At 62.7% G+C, this 19,276-nt stretch carries 17 protein-coding genes; 12 read left to right on the forward strand and 5 right to left on the reverse strand.

Translation table 11 applies throughout. The annotated features are described in order from the left end of the window. Positions 1-647 precede the first annotated feature (647 nt). The 7 genes from dnaA to FJV77_RS19520 all read left to right on the forward strand — a co-directional run bounded on the left by dnaA (position 648) and on the right by FJV77_RS19520 (position 7,757). Positions 648-2,192 carry a chromosomal replication initiator protein DnaA gene (gene dnaA, locus FJV77_RS19490; RefSeq protein ID WP_142868389.1) on the forward strand — a complete coding sequence of 515 codons (1,545 nt, stop codon included), beginning with the start codon at positions 648-650 and terminating at the stop codon, positions 2,190-2,192. Between the two features lie 301 nt (positions 2,193-2,493). Continuing rightward, positions 2,494-3,612, forward strand: a complete 1,119-nt coding sequence (dnaN, locus tag FJV77_RS19495; protein ID WP_142868390.1) for a DNA polymerase III subunit beta — start codon at positions 2,494-2,496, stop codon at positions 3,610-3,612. A 59-nt stretch (positions 3,613-3,671) separates the two neighbouring features. After that, positions 3,672-4,817 carry a DNA replication/repair protein RecF gene (gene recF, locus FJV77_RS19500; RefSeq protein WP_142868391.1) on the forward strand — a complete coding sequence of 382 codons (1,146 nt, stop codon included), beginning with the start codon at positions 3,672-3,674 and terminating at the stop codon, positions 4,815-4,817. Positions 4,818-4,848: 31 nt separating this feature from the next. Beyond that, positions 4,849-5,604, forward strand: a complete 756-nt coding sequence (locus tag FJV77_RS19505) for a molybdopterin-synthase adenylyltransferase MoeB (RefSeq protein ID WP_142868392.1) — start codon at positions 4,849-4,851, stop codon at positions 5,602-5,604. Positions 5,605-5,608: 4 nt separating this feature from the next. Next, positions 5,609-6,097 (forward strand): GNAT family N-acetyltransferase, encoded by a 489-nt coding sequence (locus FJV77_RS19510; protein ID WP_142868393.1) that lies wholly within the window; start codon positions 5,609-5,611, stop codon positions 6,095-6,097. Beyond that, the gene (locus FJV77_RS19515) at positions 6,094-7,347 is read left to right on the forward strand and encodes an aconitase X catalytic domain-containing protein (protein ID WP_142868394.1); all 1,254 of its coding nucleotides are present in this window, start codon (positions 6,094-6,096) and stop codon (positions 7,345-7,347) included. Before FJV77_RS19510 ends, FJV77_RS19515 begins: the two co-directional genes overlap by 4 nt. Beyond that, the gene (locus FJV77_RS19520) at positions 7,344-7,757 is read left to right on the forward strand and encodes a DUF126 domain-containing protein (RefSeq protein ID WP_142868395.1); all 414 of its coding nucleotides are present in this window, start codon (positions 7,344-7,346) and stop codon (positions 7,755-7,757) included. Before FJV77_RS19515 ends, FJV77_RS19520 begins: the two co-directional genes overlap by 4 nt. A gap of 12 nt (positions 7,758-7,769) precedes the next feature. On the opposite strand, the gene FJV77_RS19525 is transcribed toward FJV77_RS19520, so the two are convergent. Then, the gene (locus FJV77_RS19525; protein ID WP_142868396.1) at positions 7,770-8,771 is read right to left on the reverse strand and encodes a D-glycerate dehydrogenase; all 1,002 of its coding nucleotides are present in this window, start codon (positions 8,769-8,771) and stop codon (positions 7,770-7,772) included. A gap of 157 nt (positions 8,772-8,928) precedes the next feature. On the opposite strand from FJV77_RS19525, the gene FJV77_RS19530 reads away from it, so the two are divergent. Continuing rightward, entirely contained in the window at positions 8,929-9,486 is a 558-nt protein-coding gene (locus FJV77_RS19530) for an SH3 domain-containing protein (RefSeq protein WP_142868397.1), read from the forward strand. Between the two features lie 84 nt (positions 9,487-9,570). On the opposite strand, the gene FJV77_RS19535 is transcribed toward FJV77_RS19530, so the two are convergent. Beyond that, positions 9,571-10,377, reverse strand: a complete 807-nt coding sequence (locus tag FJV77_RS19535) for a class I SAM-dependent methyltransferase (RefSeq protein ID WP_142868398.1) — start codon at positions 10,375-10,377, stop codon at positions 9,571-9,573. A gap of 11 nt (positions 10,378-10,388) precedes the next feature. Next, entirely contained in the window at positions 10,389-10,820 is a 432-nt protein-coding gene (irrA, locus tag FJV77_RS19540) for an iron response transcriptional regulator IrrA (RefSeq protein ID WP_142868399.1), read from the reverse strand. 346 nt (positions 10,821-11,166) lie between these two features. On the opposite strand from irrA, the gene fabA reads away from it, so the two are divergent. The 4 genes from fabA to FJV77_RS19560 all read left to right on the forward strand — a co-directional run bounded on the left by fabA (position 11,167) and on the right by FJV77_RS19560 (position 15,735). After that, the gene (gene fabA, locus FJV77_RS19545; protein ID WP_023669566.1) at positions 11,167-11,682 is read left to right on the forward strand and encodes a 3-hydroxyacyl-[acyl-carrier-protein] dehydratase FabA; all 516 of its coding nucleotides are present in this window, start codon (positions 11,167-11,169) and stop codon (positions 11,680-11,682) included. A 124-nt stretch (positions 11,683-11,806) separates the two neighbouring features. Next, positions 11,807-13,027, forward strand: coding sequence for a beta-ketoacyl-ACP synthase I (fabB, locus tag FJV77_RS19550; RefSeq protein ID WP_142868400.1), 1,221 nt, complete (start codon positions 11,807-11,809; stop codon positions 13,025-13,027). Positions 13,028-13,058: 31 nt separating this feature from the next. Continuing rightward, the gene (fabI, locus tag FJV77_RS19555; RefSeq protein ID WP_142868401.1) at positions 13,059-13,871 is read left to right on the forward strand and encodes an enoyl-ACP reductase FabI; all 813 of its coding nucleotides are present in this window, start codon (positions 13,059-13,061) and stop codon (positions 13,869-13,871) included. A gap of 310 nt (positions 13,872-14,181) precedes the next feature. Next, entirely contained in the window at positions 14,182-15,735 is a 1,554-nt protein-coding gene (locus tag FJV77_RS19560) for a bifunctional diguanylate cyclase/phosphodiesterase (RefSeq protein WP_142868402.1), read from the forward strand. 30 nt (positions 15,736-15,765) lie between these two features. Here FJV77_RS19560 and FJV77_RS19565 read toward each other — a convergent pair whose 3' ends face one another. Beyond that, a complete protein-coding gene (locus tag FJV77_RS19565; protein WP_142868403.1) occupies positions 15,766-16,779 on the reverse strand; it encodes a class I SAM-dependent methyltransferase in 1,014 nt (337 codons plus the stop codon). Positions 16,780-16,928: 149 nt separating this feature from the next. After that, positions 16,929-19,076 carry a polyribonucleotide nucleotidyltransferase gene (pnp, locus tag FJV77_RS19570; protein WP_142868404.1) on the reverse strand — a complete coding sequence of 716 codons (2,148 nt, stop codon included), beginning with the start codon at positions 19,074-19,076 and terminating at the stop codon, positions 16,929-16,931. Between the last annotated feature and the right edge of the window lie 200 nt (positions 19,077-19,276).

Raw genomic sequence — 19,276 nt, forward strand, 5'->3', positions numbered from 1 at the left:
ATTACTGATATTTTTCAATGACTTGCAGTCGGTGATCCACAGCTTGTTCACATCGCCTGTGGGCGACAGGCGGCAAGTTGGTGTCAAGCGAATTATTTCAGAAAATTTCAAACCGCACAGCCATTTTCATATTCGCGGCAAAAGGGTTTGAATCACAATGGCTTTGTCAAAATCTACGGTTCCAGGACGGGACCCGAACCCTTCATCAGTAACCAGATTCCTTAAAAATCCGTTAGACGTGGCCTTGCCCTATCCACAGCGATTTCGGTAATGTCGATTTATCGAAAGGGACGGGCCATTAGCCCATAACCCAGCCTGAATCGGCCAGCTCACAGTGGCAGAATTCATGACGCGGATCAATTCCGCGAACGGGTATGGTTTGTCTTTTCGAGGCGGTAGGGGACTGGCGTAATTTGTTCATGGCAGGTTGATGGCGCACCGGCGTTTTCGCCGGGTGGCGTTGCTTTGCCCGAAACATGTCAGACGGACTGGCTTTAGGCAGCCGGACCGATCCCTTGCTGACGAGGCAACGTCATTCGCCGGCGGCGGTGGTGGTGTTGCAGCGAAGATACGGTCGTCGGAAACATGGGTGCAGGAGGCGCATTCCCGGCGGAAAAAAGGTACAGAAGAACAAGGGACGCACAATCATGCAGAGCGGCATCGAGCGGGAGCTTACGGGCGACCTGCCATTTCCTGGAACATTGGTCGGAGCGCACGACATGGCGGCTTCCAGCGACGCGGAACAGAAGTTCGACCGGGTCAAGGCCCAGTTGAAGGCGCGTCTGGGAACCGAGGTCTATTCGAGCTGGTTCGGTCGGATGAAGGTGGCGGAGGCTTCCCGGGGCATTGTACGCATCTCTGTGCCCACGGCCTTCCTGCGCTCGTGGATCAATGGTCACTATCTCGACCTCATCGCCGACCTGTGGAAGCACGAAGACCCCGAGGTCCTGAAAATCGAGATCGTCGTGCGCACCGCGACCCGTCCGGCCCGCAATGGCGTCGAGCCCGAAGCCGTGCCTGCGCGCAAGATGACCAAGCAGACGCAAACCGCATTGGCGGCCGGCACGGCGGGTCCAGGCCGGGTGGAGCGGGCGCCCGCCCCTCGCCCCGGCACGCCGATCGAGGCCGAGTTCCGGCACAATGTGCTGGGGTCGCCGCTTGATCCGCGCTACACGTTCGGCTCCTTTATTGAAGGCCCGTCGAACCGGGTGGCCTTCGCTGCCGCCAAAGCCGTGGCGGAATCGCAGTCGAGCGCGGTGCGCTTCAATCCGCTGTTCCTCCATGCCACCGTCGGTCTTGGCAAGACGCACCTTTTGCAGGCGATCGCAGCCGAGTCGCTGAAACAGAACCCGAAGTCGCGCGTCGTCTATCTCACGGCCGAATATTTCATGTGGCGCTTCGCCACCGCGATCCGCGACAACAATGCACTGACGCTGAAGGAACAGCTGCGCGACATCGACCTGTTGATCATCGACGATATGCAGTTCCTGCAGGGCAAGTCGATCCAGCATGAATTCTGCCATCTCATCAACATGTTGCTCGACAGCGCCAAGCAGGTGGTGGTTGCTGCCGACAGGCCGCCGTCGGAACTGGAATCGCTGGAGCCGCGCGTGCGCTCGCGCCTCAATGGCGGTGTCGCGCTCGAAATGTCGGCGCCGGACTTCGCCATGCGCATCGGCATGCTCAAGCTGCGGCTTGCCACAGCCAAGGTCGACGATGCCTCGCTTAATATTTCGGAGGAGATCCTCAACCACGTCGCCCGCACCGTGACCGGCAGCGGGCGTGAACTGGAAGGCGCGTTCAACCAGCTGCTGTTCCGTCAGTCATTCGAGCCGGCGATCACCATCGACCGCATCGACGAAATCCTCGGCCACATCTATCGCTCGGGCGAGCCGAAGCGGGTGCGCATCGAGGACATCCAACGCATCGTGGCGCGCCACTACAATGTGTCGAAGACAGAGCTTCTGTCCAACCGGCGCACGCGCACCATCGTCAAGCCACGGCAGGTCGCCATGTACCTGTCGAAGGTGATGACACCACGTTCGTTGCCGGAAATTGGCAGGCGTTTCGGCGGTCGCGATCACACCACGGTGCTGCATGCCGTGCGCAAGATCGAGGACCTTTCCGGCGTCGACAACACGCTGGCGCAGGAGCTGGAACTGCTCAGGCGGCTGATCAACGACCAGGCCTGAGCGGCAAGGCAAACAGAGCGCGCCGGGTTTGGAGTATTCGGTCGGCGCGCTTTAAATTTCTTGTTTTGATGCATGTCGTTGTCCCAAAACCGTTGCGCACTTTTAGGCGACACGCATAGGTTGGCGGCCATTGCCCGCTTTATCCCCAGAAAGCCCGCGTAACCGGCGCGAACCGGTGGCGCGGGCTTGCGTTTAACGGCTTTTTCCTGTCAGTTTGCATAGATTCTGAGCCTGTTCAGACCTTTCGCGGGGCGCCGCCCACTGGTGACCCGTTCATTCATTCAAGCGAGCCTGTTTCGTCATGCGTGTTATCCTGGAACGGTCAAATCTCCTGAAGTCGCTCAACCATGTTCATCGCGTGGTCGAACGGCGCAACACCATACCGATCCTGTCGAACGTGCTGCTCAGCGCCGAGGGCGCCAGCCTTGAAATGAAAGCCACCGACCTCGACCTCGAAGTGACCGAAGCGACACCCGCCAAGGTCGAGCGCGGCGGGGCGACGACGGTTCCGGCGCACCTGCTCTACGACATCGTGCGCAAACTGGCCGACGGCGCCGAGGTGATGCTGAAGACCGACGAGGACGGCAATGCCATGACGGTGACGTCGGGCCGCTCGAGCTTTCGCCTGCAATGCCTGCCGCAGTCCGATTTCCCCGAGCTTTCGGCCGGGTCGTTCTCGCATATCTTCCGGCTCGATTCCGTCGCCTTGAGAGGCCTGATCGAGAAGACCCAGTTCGCCATCTCCACCGAAGAGACGCGCTATTATCTGAACGGCATCTACCTGCACACGCATGAAGCCGGCGACAAGCTGAAGCTGCGTTCGGTGGCAACCGACGGCCACCGCCTGGCGCGCGCCGAAATCGACGCCCCGGCTGGGTCCGAGGGCATGCCGGGCATCATCATTCCGCGCAAGACGGTCAGCGAGTTGCAGAAGCTGGTCGATGATCCGGATGTCGCCGTCACCACCGAATTGTCCGACACCAAGATCCGCTTCACCATCGGCAGCGTGGTTTTGACCTCGAAGCTGATCGATGGCACCTTCCCGGACTATCAGCGGGTCATTCCGACCGGCAACGACAAGAAGCTGATCATTGATCGCCAGAGTTTTGCCGCCGCCGTCGACCGGGTCTCGACCATTTCCTCCGAGCGTGGCCGCGCGGTGAAGCTTTCGATCGCCGAGGGCCAGGTGACGCTTGCGGTGAACAATCCGGATTCTGGCAGCGCCACCGAGGAACTGGCCGCCGATTACTCGTCCGATCCAATAGAGATCGGCTTCAATGCGAAATATCTGCTCGACGTCGCCGCCCAGTTGACCGGCACGGAAGCGAAATTCATGCTGGCCGATGCCGGTTCGCCGACCCTGATCCACGACATGGCCGACGAAACCGCGCTCTACGTGCTGATGCCGATGCGGGTGTAGCCGCGCTGCGGCAAACCTTCGGCGCGACGATTGCGGCGACTTCTACAGGCGGATAGCGGTTGCCCCAGCAAAGCCATATAAGTAAGCTAATACTTACGAACTTCCGCAACTATGCCGCGCTGGAGATCGACCTTTCCCCGGGCGCTGTGGTGTTTTCCGGCGACAATGGCGCCGGCAAGACCAATCTCCTGGAAGCCATCTCCTTGCTGACGCCGGGCCGCGGCCTGCGCCGCGCGCCCTATGCCGACGTGGCCCGCGAAGGCGGCGATGGCGGTTTTGCGCTGCATGCAAGGCTCGACGGACCGGATGGCCAGGTCGAGATCGGCACCGGCATCACCGGTGGCGAAGCCGCCGGCGAAGGCGGCCGCAAGGTGCGCATCAATGGTGCGCCGGCGCGCTCGGCCGATGCCATGCTCGAATGGCTGCGCGTCGTCTGGCTGACGCCGGCGATGGACGGGCTGTTTCCGGGACCCGCCGCCGACCGCCGGCGCTTTCTCGACCGGCTGGTGCTGGCGATCGATCCCGGCCATGGCCAGCGCGCGCTCGACTATGAGAAGGCGATGCGCGGACGTAACCGATTGCTTACGGAAGGCTCGCGCGACAGCGCCTGGTTCGATGCCATCGAGATGCAGATGGCCGAGACCGGCGTGGCGATCGCCGCGGCGCGCGCCGAACTGGTGCGCCTGCTCGCCGCCATGATCGACAGGCTGCCCAGCAGCGGGCCGTTTCCGCAAGCCGATATCAGCCTGTTCGGCGACCTGGAAAGCGATGTGGCCACTTCGCCAGCGGTCGACGTCGAGGAACGCTATCGCGCCGCCCTCGCAGATGGCCGCGAGCGCGACCGCGCTGCCGGACGCACGCTGGACGGTCCGCACCGTTCGGATCTTCTCGTGCGCCACCGCCCCAAGGCGATGCCGGCAGAACTCTGCTCGACCGGCGAGCAGAAGGCGCTGCTGGTCGGCATCGTTTTGTCGCATGCAAGGCTAACCGGCGAAATGTCGGGAATGACGCCGATCCTGCTCCTCGACGAGATCGCCGCCCACCTCGACGCCGGCCGGCGCGCCGCGCTGTTCTCGATCCTGGAAGAATTGAACTGCCAGGCCTTCATGACCGGAACCGACGCCGCGCTGTTTTCCAGCCTTAGAGGACGCGCGCAATTCCTCACCGTTGATCACGGCACGGTTGGGCCAACCAAAGACACCTGACAAGGTTTTTTGCTCGCTATAAGGTCCGGCAATGACCCCTACCGCCCTCACCGACGAAGAGCTTGAGCGCTACGCCCGCCACATCGTGCTGCCTGAGATCGGCGGCGCCGGCCAGCAGAGGCTGAAGCGGGCCCGGGTGCTGGTCATCGGCGCCGGCGGACTCGGTGCGCCGGTGCTGGAGTATCTTGCTGCCGCCGGCGTCGGCACGCTCGGTATTGTCGACGACGACATCGTCTCGCTGTCCAATTTGCAGCGGCAAGTAATCCATGCCACCGACACGGTCGGCACCGCAAAGACCGGAAGCGCCAAGGCGGCGATCGCCCGTATCAATCCCCATGTCGCTGTCGAACAGCACGAATTCAGGCTGACGGCCGAGAACGCCGCTGCGCTCATTGCGCGCTACGACATCGTTGTCGACGGCTCCGACAATTTCGAGACGCGCTATGTCGTGGCCGATGCCTGCGCGGCGGAGAAGCGGCCGCTGGTGCATGCGGCGGTCGGCCGCTTCGACGGCTCGGTGACGGTGCTGATGCCGTTCGAAACCGGCGCCGACGGCAAACCTAACCCAAGCTATCGCGACCTCTTTCCCGAGGCGCCGCCGGAAGGGTTGGTGCCGTCCTGCGCGGTGGCCGGCGTCGTCGGCGCGCTGACCGGCGTCATCGGCACGCTGCAAGCGATGGAAGCGATCAAGCTGATCACCGGCATCGGCGAACCGCTGGTCGGCCGGCTGCTGCTTTACGATGCGCTGTCGGCGCGCTTCGATACCATTCGCTACAAGAGAAGCTGAGCGTATGGATCAGTCCGTCGGCGTTTTGGTCACGCAGCTTGCCCCCGGCTTCGATCGCTGGGACGAACTGCTCAGCCTGATCTTGCGGGCCTTTGCGCCGATGGATGGCGTCATCGACCCGCCCTCCTCGGCGCATCTGCTGAGCCCTGAAAGCCTTAAGGACAAGGCCGAGCGGGAAGCGGTGCTCCTGGCGCTGCAGGATGGCCTGATCGCCGGCTGTATCTTCGCCCTGGAGAGGACCACTGATGTCTATGTCGGCAAGCTTGCCGTCGAGCCTGAATTTCAGGGACGAGGCATCGGCCGGCAGCTGATGCAGGCTGTCGAGGATTTTGCCCGCGGCCGCAACAAATCAGCCATCGAACTGCAGACGCGGATCGAACTCACGGCAAATCACGCGACCTTTGCCCGTCTCGGCTTTCGCGAAATCGCGCGCACCGCACATCAGGGCTATGACCGGCCGACTTCGATCACCATGCGCAAGGAGCTCAAGTGAGCCTCGCCCTCAGCGCAGAGGAGCAGGCAATCGCCTCGGGCCAGGATGGCGCGGCGATGGCGATGCGCATCGTTGCCGAAAGCGCGGCACTCCTCGGCGCGCCGCGGCTGATCCCGATCGCCTCGGCGCATATAGACGGTGCGCTCTATCACGGCGATTCCGGCACGTTGTTTGCTGAAAGACTTGTCGAGGGCGGCGCGCGCGTTGCGGTGCGCGCGACGCTCAATGTCGGCGCACTCGATTTGATGGGCTGCTCGCGCGTGCGCCTCGAAGAGCCGGCGCGCGGCATGGCGCGGCGGATGATGGAGGCCTACCGCAAGCTGGGCTGCGAGCAGAGCTGGACCTGCGCGCCCTATCAGGCCGGCCACAGGCCAGCGCTTGGCAGCGACGTCGCCTGGGGCGAATCCAACGCCGTGGTGTTCTGCAATTCGGTTCTGGGCGCGCGCACCAACCGCTATGGTGATTTCCTCGACATCGCCTGCGCCATATCGGGCCGCGCGCCGGATTACGGCCTGCACCGCGTCGAGAACCGGCAGGCGCGGCTGGTGTTCGATGTGTCCGGCCTCTCCGCCTCGTTCCTAGGTTCGGAGATCGCCTGGCCGGTGCTGGGCAGTCTCTATGGCCGCGAGGTCGGCAATGCGGTCGGCGTCGTCGCCGGCGTATCCAGCCATCCCGGCGAGGATGCGCTGAAAGCCTTCGGCGCGGCGGCAGCATCATCGGGTGCGGTCGGCCTCTTCCACATTGCCGGCGTGACACCCGAGGCGCCCGACGCCGAGACCATCCTGGCCGGCGGCAGGCCGGAAACGGTGATCCGCGTCACGCCGGAAATGGCCGCGAAGGCCCGCGCCGGCCTGTCCACCGCAATCACTCAAACCGCCATCGATGCGGTGGCGATCGGCAGTCCTCATCTGTCTTCAGCCGAATTCGACGCGCTGGAGGAGTTGATCGGCGGGCGGCGGCTTCACGTGCCGATTTACGCCTGCACCGGCCGCCATGTGCTCACAACGCTCGAACGGAGCGGCCAGCGCAAGGCGCTCGAGGCGAGCGGGGTGGTCATCGTTGCCGACACTTGCGTGGTGGTGACGCCGATCCTGCCGGACCTTGCCGGCGGCGTGCTAATGACCAATTCAGGAAAATTCGCGCAATATGCGCCGGGCAATACCGGCTACGCCGTGCTTTATGGCTCGCTGGCCGACTGCGTCGAAAGCGCGGTTGCCGGCAAGCCAAGATTTACGGATATTGCCGCATGAGCGCCTTGGCCGAAATCCTGGTGCCGGGTCGAGCCGGCGAAGGCGAAGCCCTGGTGCTGACCGCGCCGATCAGCTTCTGGGGCGGCGTCGATCCGCAGAGCGGCCGCATCGCCGATGTCCGCCACCCGCAGCATGGCGAGACCATTGCCGGCCGCGTGCTGTTCCTGCCAGGCACGATCGGTTCGTCCTCCGCCTCCGCCGTGCTGATGGAGCTCGTCCACAACGGCCATGCGCCGGCGGCGCTCGTGCTGCACGAACCGGACGCGATCCTGCTGCTCGGGTTGATTGTTGGCAGGGAAATGGGCTGGCGGACGCCGGTGGCGCTCAGGCTGGAGCGCGGTGCGTTCGCGGCCTACCGTGGAAAGCGGGTGAGCGTCGCTGACGACGGCGCACTTACAACCGCCATCTGAACGCCGTCGACTTCAGATCCTGAGCGGCAACACGCGGTCCGGCGGGCGGTGGCCGTCGACGAAGGCGCGGATGTTGATGATGACCTTCTCGCCCATGTCGATGCGGCCTTCGAGCGTCGCCGAGCCCATATGCGGCAGCAGCACGACCTTGCCCTTGGCCGCGAGCTTCAAGAGCTTGCTGCTCAGCGCCGGCTCGTGCTCGTAGACGTCGAGGCCGGCGCCGGCGATCTTGCCGTCCTGGATCAGCTTGACCAGAAACTCCTCGTCGATGATGTCGCCGCGCGCTGTGTTTACGATGTAAGCGGTGGGTTGCAGCAGCGCCAGCCGCCGCGCTGACAGCAAATGAAAGGTGGCTGGCGTCGACGGGCAATTGACCGAGATGATGTCCATGCGGGCAAGCATCTGGTCGAGGCTTTCCCAATAGGTCGCCTCCAGTCCTTCCTCGACCGCCGGCAGCACGCGATGGCGGTTATGATAGTGGATCGACAGGCCGAAGGCTTTGGCGCGCCTGGCGACCGCGGTTCCGATGCGCCCCATGCCGACAATGCCGAGGCGCTTGCCCCAGATGCGCCGGCCGAGCATCCAGGTCGGCGACCAGCCGGCCCATTTCTTGTCGCCGGTCAGCACATTGGCCCCTTCCGCCAGCCGACGCGGCACCGCCAGCATCAGCGCCATGGTCATATCGGCGGTGTCTTCGGTCAGCACGTTCGGCGTGTTGGTGACGGTGATGCCTTTCTTGGCTGCCGCCTCCACGTCGATCTTGTCGACACCATTGCCGAAATTGGCGATCAGCTTGAGATTGTCGCCGGCCTGGGCAATCAGCGCGGCGTCGATCTGGTCGGTTATGGTCGGCACCAGCACGTCGGCTTCCTTGACCGCCGCGACCAGCTCCGGCTGCGTCATCGGCCTGTCCTCGACATTCAGCCTGGCGTCGAACAGTTCGCGCATGCGGGTCTCGACCGGATCAGGGAGCTTGCGCGTGATGACGACGAGAGGCCGTTTTTTGCCTGCCATTGTTTCCTCGAACCCGATCTCGTTGAGACCTCTTTAACCAAGACAGGCGAAACTGAATACCGGTCGCGGTGCCTGCCACTCCTGTAACAAGCGGTGCCGCCGAAGACAAAGAAAAAGGGGCGCCATGGCCAAAGGGCAGGCGCCGAAAGGAACGAAAGTGTCTGGTTTCGCGTCGCTTCGCCTGGTCCTCAGCGCAGCGCTTCTCGGCGCTCTCCTGCATTCCCCGCAAGCCGCGGCGCAAGGTGCTGCCGCGCCTGCGCAGACGGTGACGCTTGGGCCGAGCGGCCTGCCGCTGCCGCGTTTCGTCAGCCTGAAATCAGCCCGCGTCAACTCGCGCGTCGGCCCTGGCGCCAACTATTCCGTCGACTGGATGTACACAAAGGCCGGGCTGCCTATGGAAATCATCCAGGAATTCGATACGTGGCGGCGCGTGCGCGATGCCGACGGTTCGGAGGGCTGGATCAACCAGTCGCTGTTGTCGGGCCGCCGCACAGCGATCGTCGCCCCCTGGCAGCGCAGCAAGGGCGGCCGAATCAATCTGCTCGACGATGCCGACAAGGACGCCAGCGTCGTCGCCATCATCGAGCCGGGCGTGACAGGCACGATCAAAACCTGCGATGGCCAGTGGTGCGAAATGACCTTCGACGGCCTCACCGGCTGGATCGCCCAGTCGCAGGTCTGGGGCGCCTATCCCGGCGAGCACGTCAAGAACTGAGAACCAAGAATTTCGTACACACGCTGCCTCTGTGACGGGTGGAGCCAATGCATATGGTGGGCCAAACCGCAGCATATTTTGGAACTATCGCCGGGCGGTCACAACCCAAGTCGCCGCTTTCAAAGTTACAGCGGCTTGGTTCCCTCGCTCGCCAAGGGCCGTGCGTACGCTGGATTCCGCAGCTGCCCGCATACCCAGATTCTCTCGAATGATCTTGCCAAGCGGCCCTACGCTCAGCAGCACGGCAACCATCGCATCCAAATCTCCATTGGAGACCATCTCGTCGTGCGCTTGGATTCCGACATGCACAAAACCGGCTGCCTGCAGCGTGTTTCGGATATAGCCGGGGTCTGCGAAGCTGAAAGGTGTCGGGTCGAGCCATCCTTCGAGACCTGCTGCCCGCAGGGGAAACAAATCCAATTCGTTTTCGTCCAGCGATCGCCAGCAAACGAAGGCTAACCGCCCTGATGGTCTCAACATTCGCCGGAAGTTTGAGAAGGCAGCGATGGGGTCCTGGAAAGCCATCACGCCGAAGCGCGAAAAGACACAGTCGAAGCTATGTTCTGGAAGTGCGAGCTTCAGTGCATCGCACTCAATGAAGTCCACCCGGCTGCGCCCCGCCGCACGGCGACATGCTATCTCTAACAGGCGGGGAGCTATGTCGACTCCTGTGACCGTGCCTCCGGGTCCCACCCGATCCGCGAGTTGCAAGACCGATTGGCCAGCACCACAACCTACGTCGAGCACCGCTTCCCCATCCTGAGGAGAAAGCGCCTCGATTGCGCGGACACCTAGGGGTGACAGTTGGAGGTCCAGCGAGTCCGCAACTTCAGCCCAAGCTCTACTCGCAAGATCTCTCGCTCTAAGGGACGAGATATCCGCCTTGGACATTTAGGCTGGAATCAAACGCCGCGCTTGGGGCGCAGCCGCACGACGATGTCGACATTGGCGATCTCCATGCCCGCGGGTGGCTCCGGCAGGTTGGAGACGGTCACCGGACCGCTTTCTATGTCGAAGATCCTGTTTTCGCCTTCGATGTAGAAATGATGGTGATCGGAGGTGTTGGTGTCGAAATAGGTCTTCGACCCCTCGACCGCGAGGATGCGCAGCAGGCCGGCCTGGGTGAACTGGTGAAGGGCGTTGTAGACGGTGGCAAGCGAGACCGGCACGCCGGCGGCGATCGCCTCCTCATGCAGTTCCTCGGCCGAAAGGTGGCGGTCGCCTTTGGCAAAAAGCAGGTCGGCCAGCGCAATGCGCTGGCGCGTCGGCCTCAGGCCGGCTTCGCGAACCCGCTTGTCCACAGCGACATTTTCCTTCCGGCAGCCCAGATCCATCTATTCGTCCAAGCCCACAGTTCCGCCTCAAGACACCCCCAGAGTGGCGAAAAAACGTCATCGGCCGAAACTGGATACCCTCCGACATATATTCTGTTGGCCGAATGCGATCAATAGAGCGACGTGCGTCCAGTTGGACGCACAAAGTGCGCTCTATCACTTATTTGGCGTCGCATCGTGCTTTCCGGAAATCGAAATCGATTTCCGGGCCGATGCGAGAGCGCGCATTGACCCGGGCAGACGGGCGGGTTAAGCGCAAACGCCGGTTTCCGGCTCGAAATGGATTGTGTTAGGAAACCAACGACAAGGGCGCCCACCGCCCGGGACTATTATGGGGACGAGATTGATGGCGGGTTCGAAATCCAGCTACGGTTATGAGGAATTGCTGGCCTGTGCCCGCGGCGAGTTGTTCGGGCCCGGTAACGCCCAGTTGCCCTACCCGCCGATGCTGATGTTCGATCGCATCACCGAGATCAGCGAGACCGGCGGCGCCCACGACAAGGGCTTCATCCGCGCCGAATTCGACATCAAGCCGGACCTGTGGTTCTTCGCTTGCCATTTCATCGGCAATCCGATCATGCCGGGCTGCCTGGGCCTCGACGCCATGTGGCAATTGACGGGGTTCTACCTCGGCTGGCTCGGCGAACCGGGCAAGGGCATGGCGCTGTCGACCGGCGAAGTGAAATTCAAGGGCATGGTGACGCCATCGGTCAAGAAGGTCGAATACGGCATCGATTTCAAGCGCGTCATGCGCGGGCGCCTGGTGCTCGGCATCGCCGATGGCTGGCTTAAGGCCGACGGCGAACCCATATACGCGGCGACAGACCTCAAGGTGGGGCTGTCCAAGCAATCGGCCGCCTGACCGGCGCCACTGCAGCAGGGCGTTTCCCGGAACGCGCAATGACGCTGCAGCATTTTGATTTTGCGTATGATCGCCGGCCAAAACCGGCTACGGTTTCGGGATCATCCGCTGGAAGGAGTTGCGAATGAGAAGGGTCGTCGTCACAGGCCTCGGCATCGTATCGTCGATCGGCAACAATGCCAACGAGGTGCAATCCTCGCTCTACGATGCCAAATCGGGCATCAGCTTCTCCGATTCCTTCGCCGAACACGGCTTCCGCTGCCAGGTCTGGGGCGCGCCGACGCTCGACCCGTCGGCCATGATCGACCGTCGCGCCATGCGCTTCCTGAGCCAGGGTGCAGCCTGGAACCATGTCGCCATGGACCAGGCCATCGCCGACGCCGGCCTTGGCGAAAGCGACATCACCAATGAGCGCACCGGCATCGTCATGGGATCGGGCGGTCCGTCCACCCGCACCATCGTGGAGGCGGCCGAGATCACACTCAAGAACAACAGCCCCAAGCGCATCGGTCCGTTCGCGGTGCCGAAGGCAATGTCGTCGACCGCGTCGGCGACGCTCGCCACCTGGTTCAAGATCCACGGCGTCAATTATTCGATCTCGTCGGCGTGCTCGACCTCGGCGCATTGCATCGGCAATGCCTACGAGCTGATCCAATGGGGCAAGCAGGATGTGATGTTTGCCGGCGGCCATGAAGACCTCGACTGGACAATGTCGGACCTGTTCGATGCCATGGGCGCGATGTCGTCGAAGTATAACGACAGGGCGTCAACGGCGTCCCGCGCGTACGACGCCAACCGCGACGGTTTCGTCATTGCCGGCGGCGCGGGCGTCCTCATCCTGGAGGAACTCGAACACGCCAAGGCGCGTGGCGCCAAGATCTATGCCGAAATCGTCGGCTACGGCGCGACGTCGGATGGCTATGACATGGTGGCGCCGTCCGGCGAAGGCGCGGTGCGCTGCATGCGCCAGGCGCTGGCGACAGTGTCTACGCCGGTCGACTACATCAACACCCACGGCACCTCGACGCCGGTCGGCGATTCCCGGGAAATGGGCGCCATCCGCGAGGTGTTCGGCGACAAGATGCCGTTCATCACTTCGACCAAGTCGCTGACCGGCCATTCGCTGGGCGCCGCCGGCGTGCAGGAGTCGATCTACTCGATCCTGATGATGCAAGGCGGCTTCATCGGCGAAAGCGCCCATATCGAAAACCTCGATCCGGAATTCGAGGGCATGCCGATCGTGCGCAAGCGTATCGACGATGCCAGGATCGACACGGTTTTGTCCAATTCGTTCGGTTTCGGTGGAACCAACGCAACGCTCGTTTTCCAGCGCTATTCCGCATAAGGCCAGCGCTTTTATATAAGGATTGCCGGCCATGGACGGACTGATGAAGGGCAAGCGCGGGCTTGTCATGGGCGTCGCCAACGATCATTCGATCGCCTGGGGCATCGCCAGGAAATTGTCCGAACATGGGGCGGAGCTCGCCTTCACCTATCAGGGCGATGCCTTCGGACGCCGCGTCAAGCCGCTCGCCGAAAAGCTCGGGGCGTCGCTGGTCGTGCCCTGCGACGTCGAGGACAGCGCATCAGTCGCGGCCACCTTCGAGACGCTCGGCAAGGAATGGGGCGGACTCGACTTCGTCGTCCACGCCATCGGCTTTTCCGACAAGAACGAGCTCAAGGGGCTCTACGCCGACACCAGCCGAGACAATTTCGTCCGCACCATGGTCATCTCCTGCTATTCGTTCACCGAGATTGCTCGCCATGCCGCCCCGCTGATGAGCGATGGCGGCGCGATGATCACGCTGACCTATGCCGGCTCCGTCCGCGTGATGCCGAACTACAACGTTATGGGCGTCGCCAAGGCCGGGCTCGAGGCCAGCGTGCGCTATCTCGCCAATGATTACGGCCCGCGCGGCATCAGGGTGAACGGCATATCGGCGGGACCCGTCCGCACGCTGGCCGGCGCAGGGATTTCGGACGCCCGCCACATGTATTCCTACCAGCAGCGCAACTCGCCGCTGCGCCGCACCGTGACAATCGATGAGGTCGGCGGCTCGGCGCTCTATCTTTTGTCCGACCTCTCGTCGGGCGTCACCGGCGAGATTCATTATGTCGATTCCGGCTATCACATCGTGTCCATGCCAACACTGGATGAGTTGAAGCAGACGGACAGCGGACGCGATTAGAGCCTGTTCTATTCCGATGAAATCGGGATAGGGCTCTATCTCTTTTGGTTAAGCATGATCTCTGGACAAACGGTTCCCGTTTGCCCGAGAGAACCTGAGATCACTTTTCGCGATCATGCTCCCAGTTCTTCCAGTAAAATTAGATGCATTGGCGGAAACTCATTTTAAGGAGATATCCGCTATAAGTCCTATGGCTAGGGCACTGCGCGTTCTTTCTGGGCGCAAAGGATGCTTTAGGATTTATGAATTTGCATGTGATCTTTCCGGAAAGTCGAGTTGATTTTCGAGATCATGCGACAGGGACTGAGTAATGCCTGCTGTCAGCAATCCGAAGCGAACACCTGTGTTCCGGCTGCTCACCGTCGCCGCCTCGGGGCTTGGCAGTTTCATTCTCGGGCTCTGGGGTCTCCGGTTCGGTTTCGGTGACGGCTTTGCCGGCATGCAGGCGGGAACCATGGTCGGCATCGCGTCGGCTTTGTGCGCGCTGGCCGCCGCCGGTGCGGCCCTATCTTTCTTCGCCGGCGTTGACGAATCGGTGGACTACGTCTTCAACGAAACCCATTTCGACAAGCTGACCGGGCTTTTGGCGCGGCCGGCCATGGTCGGCAAGGTTGCCGACGCTGCGTCGGCGACGATCAAGACCGGCGAGCCGGTGTTCCTCATCGACATCGACATCGACCGCTTCAAACAGATCAACGACGCGATCGGCTACAGCCATGGCGACGAACTGATCCGCGCCTTTACCAAGCGACTGAGGGCCTGCATGCCTGAAGGCACGGTGATGGGGCGCATCGGTGCCGGCGAATTCGCCGTCCTCGTCTCGGAACATGAGATGCAGGGATCGATGGAAGCCACTGTCGAAACCCTGATCGAGGAGATGCTGAAGCCCTATCAGCTCGATTCCCACCTGCAATCGGTCGGCCTGTCGGTGGGCGTCGTGGCGATGCCGAAGGACGGCGTCGATCCGGTCCTCGTCCTGCGCCGCTCCAACCTGGCGCTGCAGAATGCGCGCGCCGGCGGGGTGGGCAACTGGGCGGTCTTCCATTCCGACATGGGCCAGGTAGCCGACTACCGCCATTGGATCGAATCCGAGCTGCACATTGCCTTCGACCGCGGCGATTTCGACCTCCACTACCAGCCGCAGCTCGACCTGCCGAGCGGCCGCATCGTCGGCTACGAGGCGCTGATCCGCTGGAAGCATCCCGAACGCGGCATGATCCCGCCGATGGAGTTCATTCCGATCGCCGAAGAGACCGGCATGATCCACCCCATCGGCAATTGGGTGCTGCACAAGGCCTGCAGCGATGCCCGCCATTTGCCCGAGGACTGCTTTGTTGCCGTCAACATCTCGCCGGTCCAGTTCATGACCAAGGATTTCGTCGGTATCGTGCGCGACACGATGGCCAGCACCGGCATCAAGCCGTCACGGCTGGAGCTCGAACTGACCGAGACGGCGATGATGCAGGACCGCGACCGCGCCGCCATCATCCTGCAGCAGCTTGCCGACATGGGCATTTCGGTGGCCGTCGACGATTTCGGCACCGGCTATTCCAATCTGAGCTATCTGATCGACTTCGCGTTCGGCAAGCTGAAGATCGACCGTTCCTTCATCAGCCGCATGGACACCGATTCCAATTCGGGTGCCGTCGTCTCCACTATCGTCGGCCTGTCACGGGCGCTTGGTGTCGGCATTATCGCCGAAGGCGTCGAGACCGAGAACCAGGCGACGCTCTTGAGAGCAGCCGGCTGCGAGATGGTGCAAGGCTATCTGTTCGGCAGGCCGGCGCCGCTCAAGATCAAGCCCGGCGAGATCCGAGCGACCATTCCCGTCCACGAGCCGGCGCGCATCGTCAGCATGCATTGAGGCGGCGCTACGCGCCTTTCCGGAAGTTGCCTATCGACGCGCTGCAAAGACCTTGAACATGCCGTCGCGGGCGAGTTCGGAATGGCTGGAGAAGACAGCCTTCAGAACCGGCTCGTAAGGCAGCTGGCGGTTTGCCACCATGAACAGCCGCCCGCCCGGCTTCAGCGCCTTGCCCGCCGCCTGGATCATGCCGGCGCCGATTTCCGGCTCGGCCGCGCGGCTGCGATGGAAGGGTGGGTTCATGACGATCACGTCATAGCGCCGCTCGACCGGCTCGCTCAGCAGATCGATCCAGAAGAAGCCCGGCTCGAAGCTGGTCACGCCGATATTGCCCTTTGCCGCCTCAAGCGCGTCGAAACCCGCCTCATAGAGGTCGAGCCCCGTTATGCCGGGCGAACTTGCAGCGACCTCGGCGGCGACATAGCCCCAGCCGGCGCAAAAATCGGCGATCTTGCCACCCAGGTCTTTGGGCAGGTTGTCGACCAGAAGCTTTGAGCCGGCATCGATGCGGTCGAAGGAAAACATGCCGGGCGCGGTGCGGAAGCGGCGATCGATCAGCGCGACAGGGTTGGCGGCCCGGAGTTTTTCCGCGGCGACCAGATCGACAGGACGGCGAAGCCAGAAGGCAATGCCGTGATGTTTCGGCAGATGGCCTTCGAGCGGGACAAGCTCGTCGATGCGCTTGCGCAGGCTGTCGATGCCGTCCTCCTTGCCGCCGGCGACGACGATCAGCCCGCCAGGCGTGACGCGTGCGATCGCCTCGGCAATGCGCATCTCGTTCTGACCGCGATGACGGCCAACGAGGACGAGCGCTGCATCGAATGCATCGCCTTCCGGACGGGGTGTCACCGTGTGGCCGGCACGCTCCAGCGCGCGGAAATGCGGCCGGAAGCCCTGCACGAGATGGAGCGTCGCCTCGAAACCTTCAGGCAAGCGGAAACCAGGTTCCGCACCCAGGAACAGCACACGCTCGCCTTTTTGCGGCGGAGGCAGCGCCTCGGCCTCGAAGGGATGGAACAGTGTCTTCAGCGGCTCAGCGGCCATTGTCGATCTCTTTGATTTGACGCAGTTCCCAAGGCAAAGCGCTACGCGCCTTTCCCGGGAAAACCGCCTCATACTTTTCCTGGAACTGCTCTAAAACGAAAACGGGCGCGACATAAGCCGCGCCCGTTTCAATGTCATTCTCGGACCGCTCAGGCGGCGTTTTCTTCGCCTTCGGCCTTCTTGTCGCGGGCGATTTCCTTGCCGGTGGCCTGGTCGACGACCTTCATCGACAGGCGGACCTTGCCGCGCTCGTCGAAGCCCATCAGCTTGACCCAGACCTTGTCGCCTTCCTTGACGACGTCCGAGGTCTTGGCGACCCGGTCGTTGGCAAGCTGCGAGATGTGGACGAGGCCGTCACGCGGACCGAAGAAGTTGACGAAAGCGCCGAAGTCGGCGGTCTTGACGACCGTGCCTTCGTAGATCTCGCCGACTTCCGGCTCGGCGACGATGGTGTGGATCCACTTCTTGGCCGCCTCGATCTCCTTGGCGTTCGACGAAGCGATCTTGACCGTGCCGTCATCCTCGATGTTGATCTTGGCGCCTGTCTTCTCGACGATCTCGCGGATGACCTTGCCGCCCGAGCCGATAACGTCGCGGATCTTGTCGGTCGGGATGTGCATGACCTCGATGCGCGGGGCGAACTCGCCGAGTTCGGGGCGGGCGCCGGTCAGAGCATGCGCCATCTCGCCGAGGATATGCTGGCGGCCATCCTTGGCCTGGTCCAGCGCGATCTTCATGATCTCCTCGGTGATGCCCTCGATCTTGATATCCATCTGCAGCGAGGTGATGCCGTTGGCGGTGCCGGCGACCTTGAAGTCCATGTCGCCGAGGTGATCTTCGTCACCCAGGATGTCAGAGAGAACCGCGAAGCGCTCGCCTTCCTTGATCAGGCCCATGGCGATACCGGCGACGGGCTTGGCCAGCGGAACGCCGGCATCCATCAGCGCCAGCGAGGTTCCGCAGACGGTGGCCATCGACGACGAGCCGTTGGACTCGGTGATCTCCGACACGACGCGCAGCGTGTAGGGGAACTGGTCAGCGGAGGGCAGCATCGGACGGATAGCGCGCCAAGCGAGCTTGCCGTGGCCGATTTCGCGGCGGCCCGGCGAACCCATGCGGCCGGTCTCACCGACGGAGTAGGGAGGGAAGTTGTAGTGAAGGAGGAACTTCTCCTTGTACATGCCGGTCAGCGAATCGACATACTGCTCGTCCTCGCCGGTGCCGAGCGTGGCAACGACCAGCGCCTGGGTCTCGCCGCGGGTAAACAGCGCCGAACCGTGGGTGCGCGGCAAAACGCCGACTTCCGAGACGATCTTGCGGACCGTCTTGAGGTCACGGCCGTCGATGCGCGAGCCGGTGTCCAGGATGTTCCAGCGCACGACCTTGGCCTGAAGTTCCTTGAACACCGAACCGATCTGCTCGGACGTGTACTTGGCGTCTTCGCCTTCGGCCGGGGCAAACGCTGCCTTGACCTTGGCCTTGACGGCGTCGACGGCGGCGTAGCGCTTCTGCTTGTCGACGTTCTTGTAGGCATTGCTGAGCTCGTCGCCGACGATCTTCAGCATCTCGGCTTCAAGCGCGGAATAATCCGGCGCCGTGAAATCGCGCGGTTCCTTGGCGGCAACTTCGGCCAGCTTGATGATGGCGTCGATGACCGGCTGGAAGCCCTTGTGGCCGAACATGACGGCCCCGAGCATCAGCTCTTCGCCAAGTTCCTTGGCTTCGGACTCGACCATCAGAACGGCGTCGGCGGTGCCGGCGACAACGAGGTCGAGCTTGGATTCCTGCATTTCGTCGACATGCGGGTTGAGCACATATTCGCCGTTGATGTAGCCGACGCGGGCGCCGCCGACCGGGCCCATGAAGGGGACGCCCGAGAGCGTCAGAGCGGCCGAGGTGGCGACGATCGACAGGATGTCCGGATCGTTTTCGAGGTCATGCTGGACGACGGTGACGACGATCTGGGTGTCGTTCTTGTAGCCATCGGCGAAGAGCGGGCGGATCGGGCGGTCGATCAGGCGGGAAACCAGCGTTTCCTTTTCGCTCGGACGGCCTTCGCGCTTGAAGTAGCCGCCCGGGATCTTGCCGGCGGCGTAGGTCTTTTCCTGGTAGTTGACGGTCAGCGGGAAGAAATCGAGACCTGGCTTCGGCTCCTTCATCGAAACGACGGTGGCGAGAACCTTGGTTTCGCCGTAGGTCGCTAGCACCGCGCCGTCAGCCTGACGCGCGATCTTGCCGGTTTCCAGGATGAGCGGACGACCGCCCCATTCGATTTCCACTTTGTGGTGATTGAACATGTCTTGTCCTTAATAAGCGGAAAGGGCCGCGCCGTTTCACGGTGCGCGGATGCCCTTTCCCTGGCTTCCTTTCTCGGGCAGCCACGGGCAAGACAACGGGAAGCTCGGGTAAATTTCGGCGCTGGTCAGCGCACGAGCGTCCTGCAATCCTGCCCCATGACCGTCCATGGGCGGTTTCGAGTGGCCCTCTGCACGCTCGA

The organism is Mesorhizobium sp. WSM4306 (assembly GCF_007003975.1).
Classification (GTDB): domain Bacteria; phylum Pseudomonadota; class Alphaproteobacteria; order Rhizobiales; family Rhizobiaceae; genus Mesorhizobium.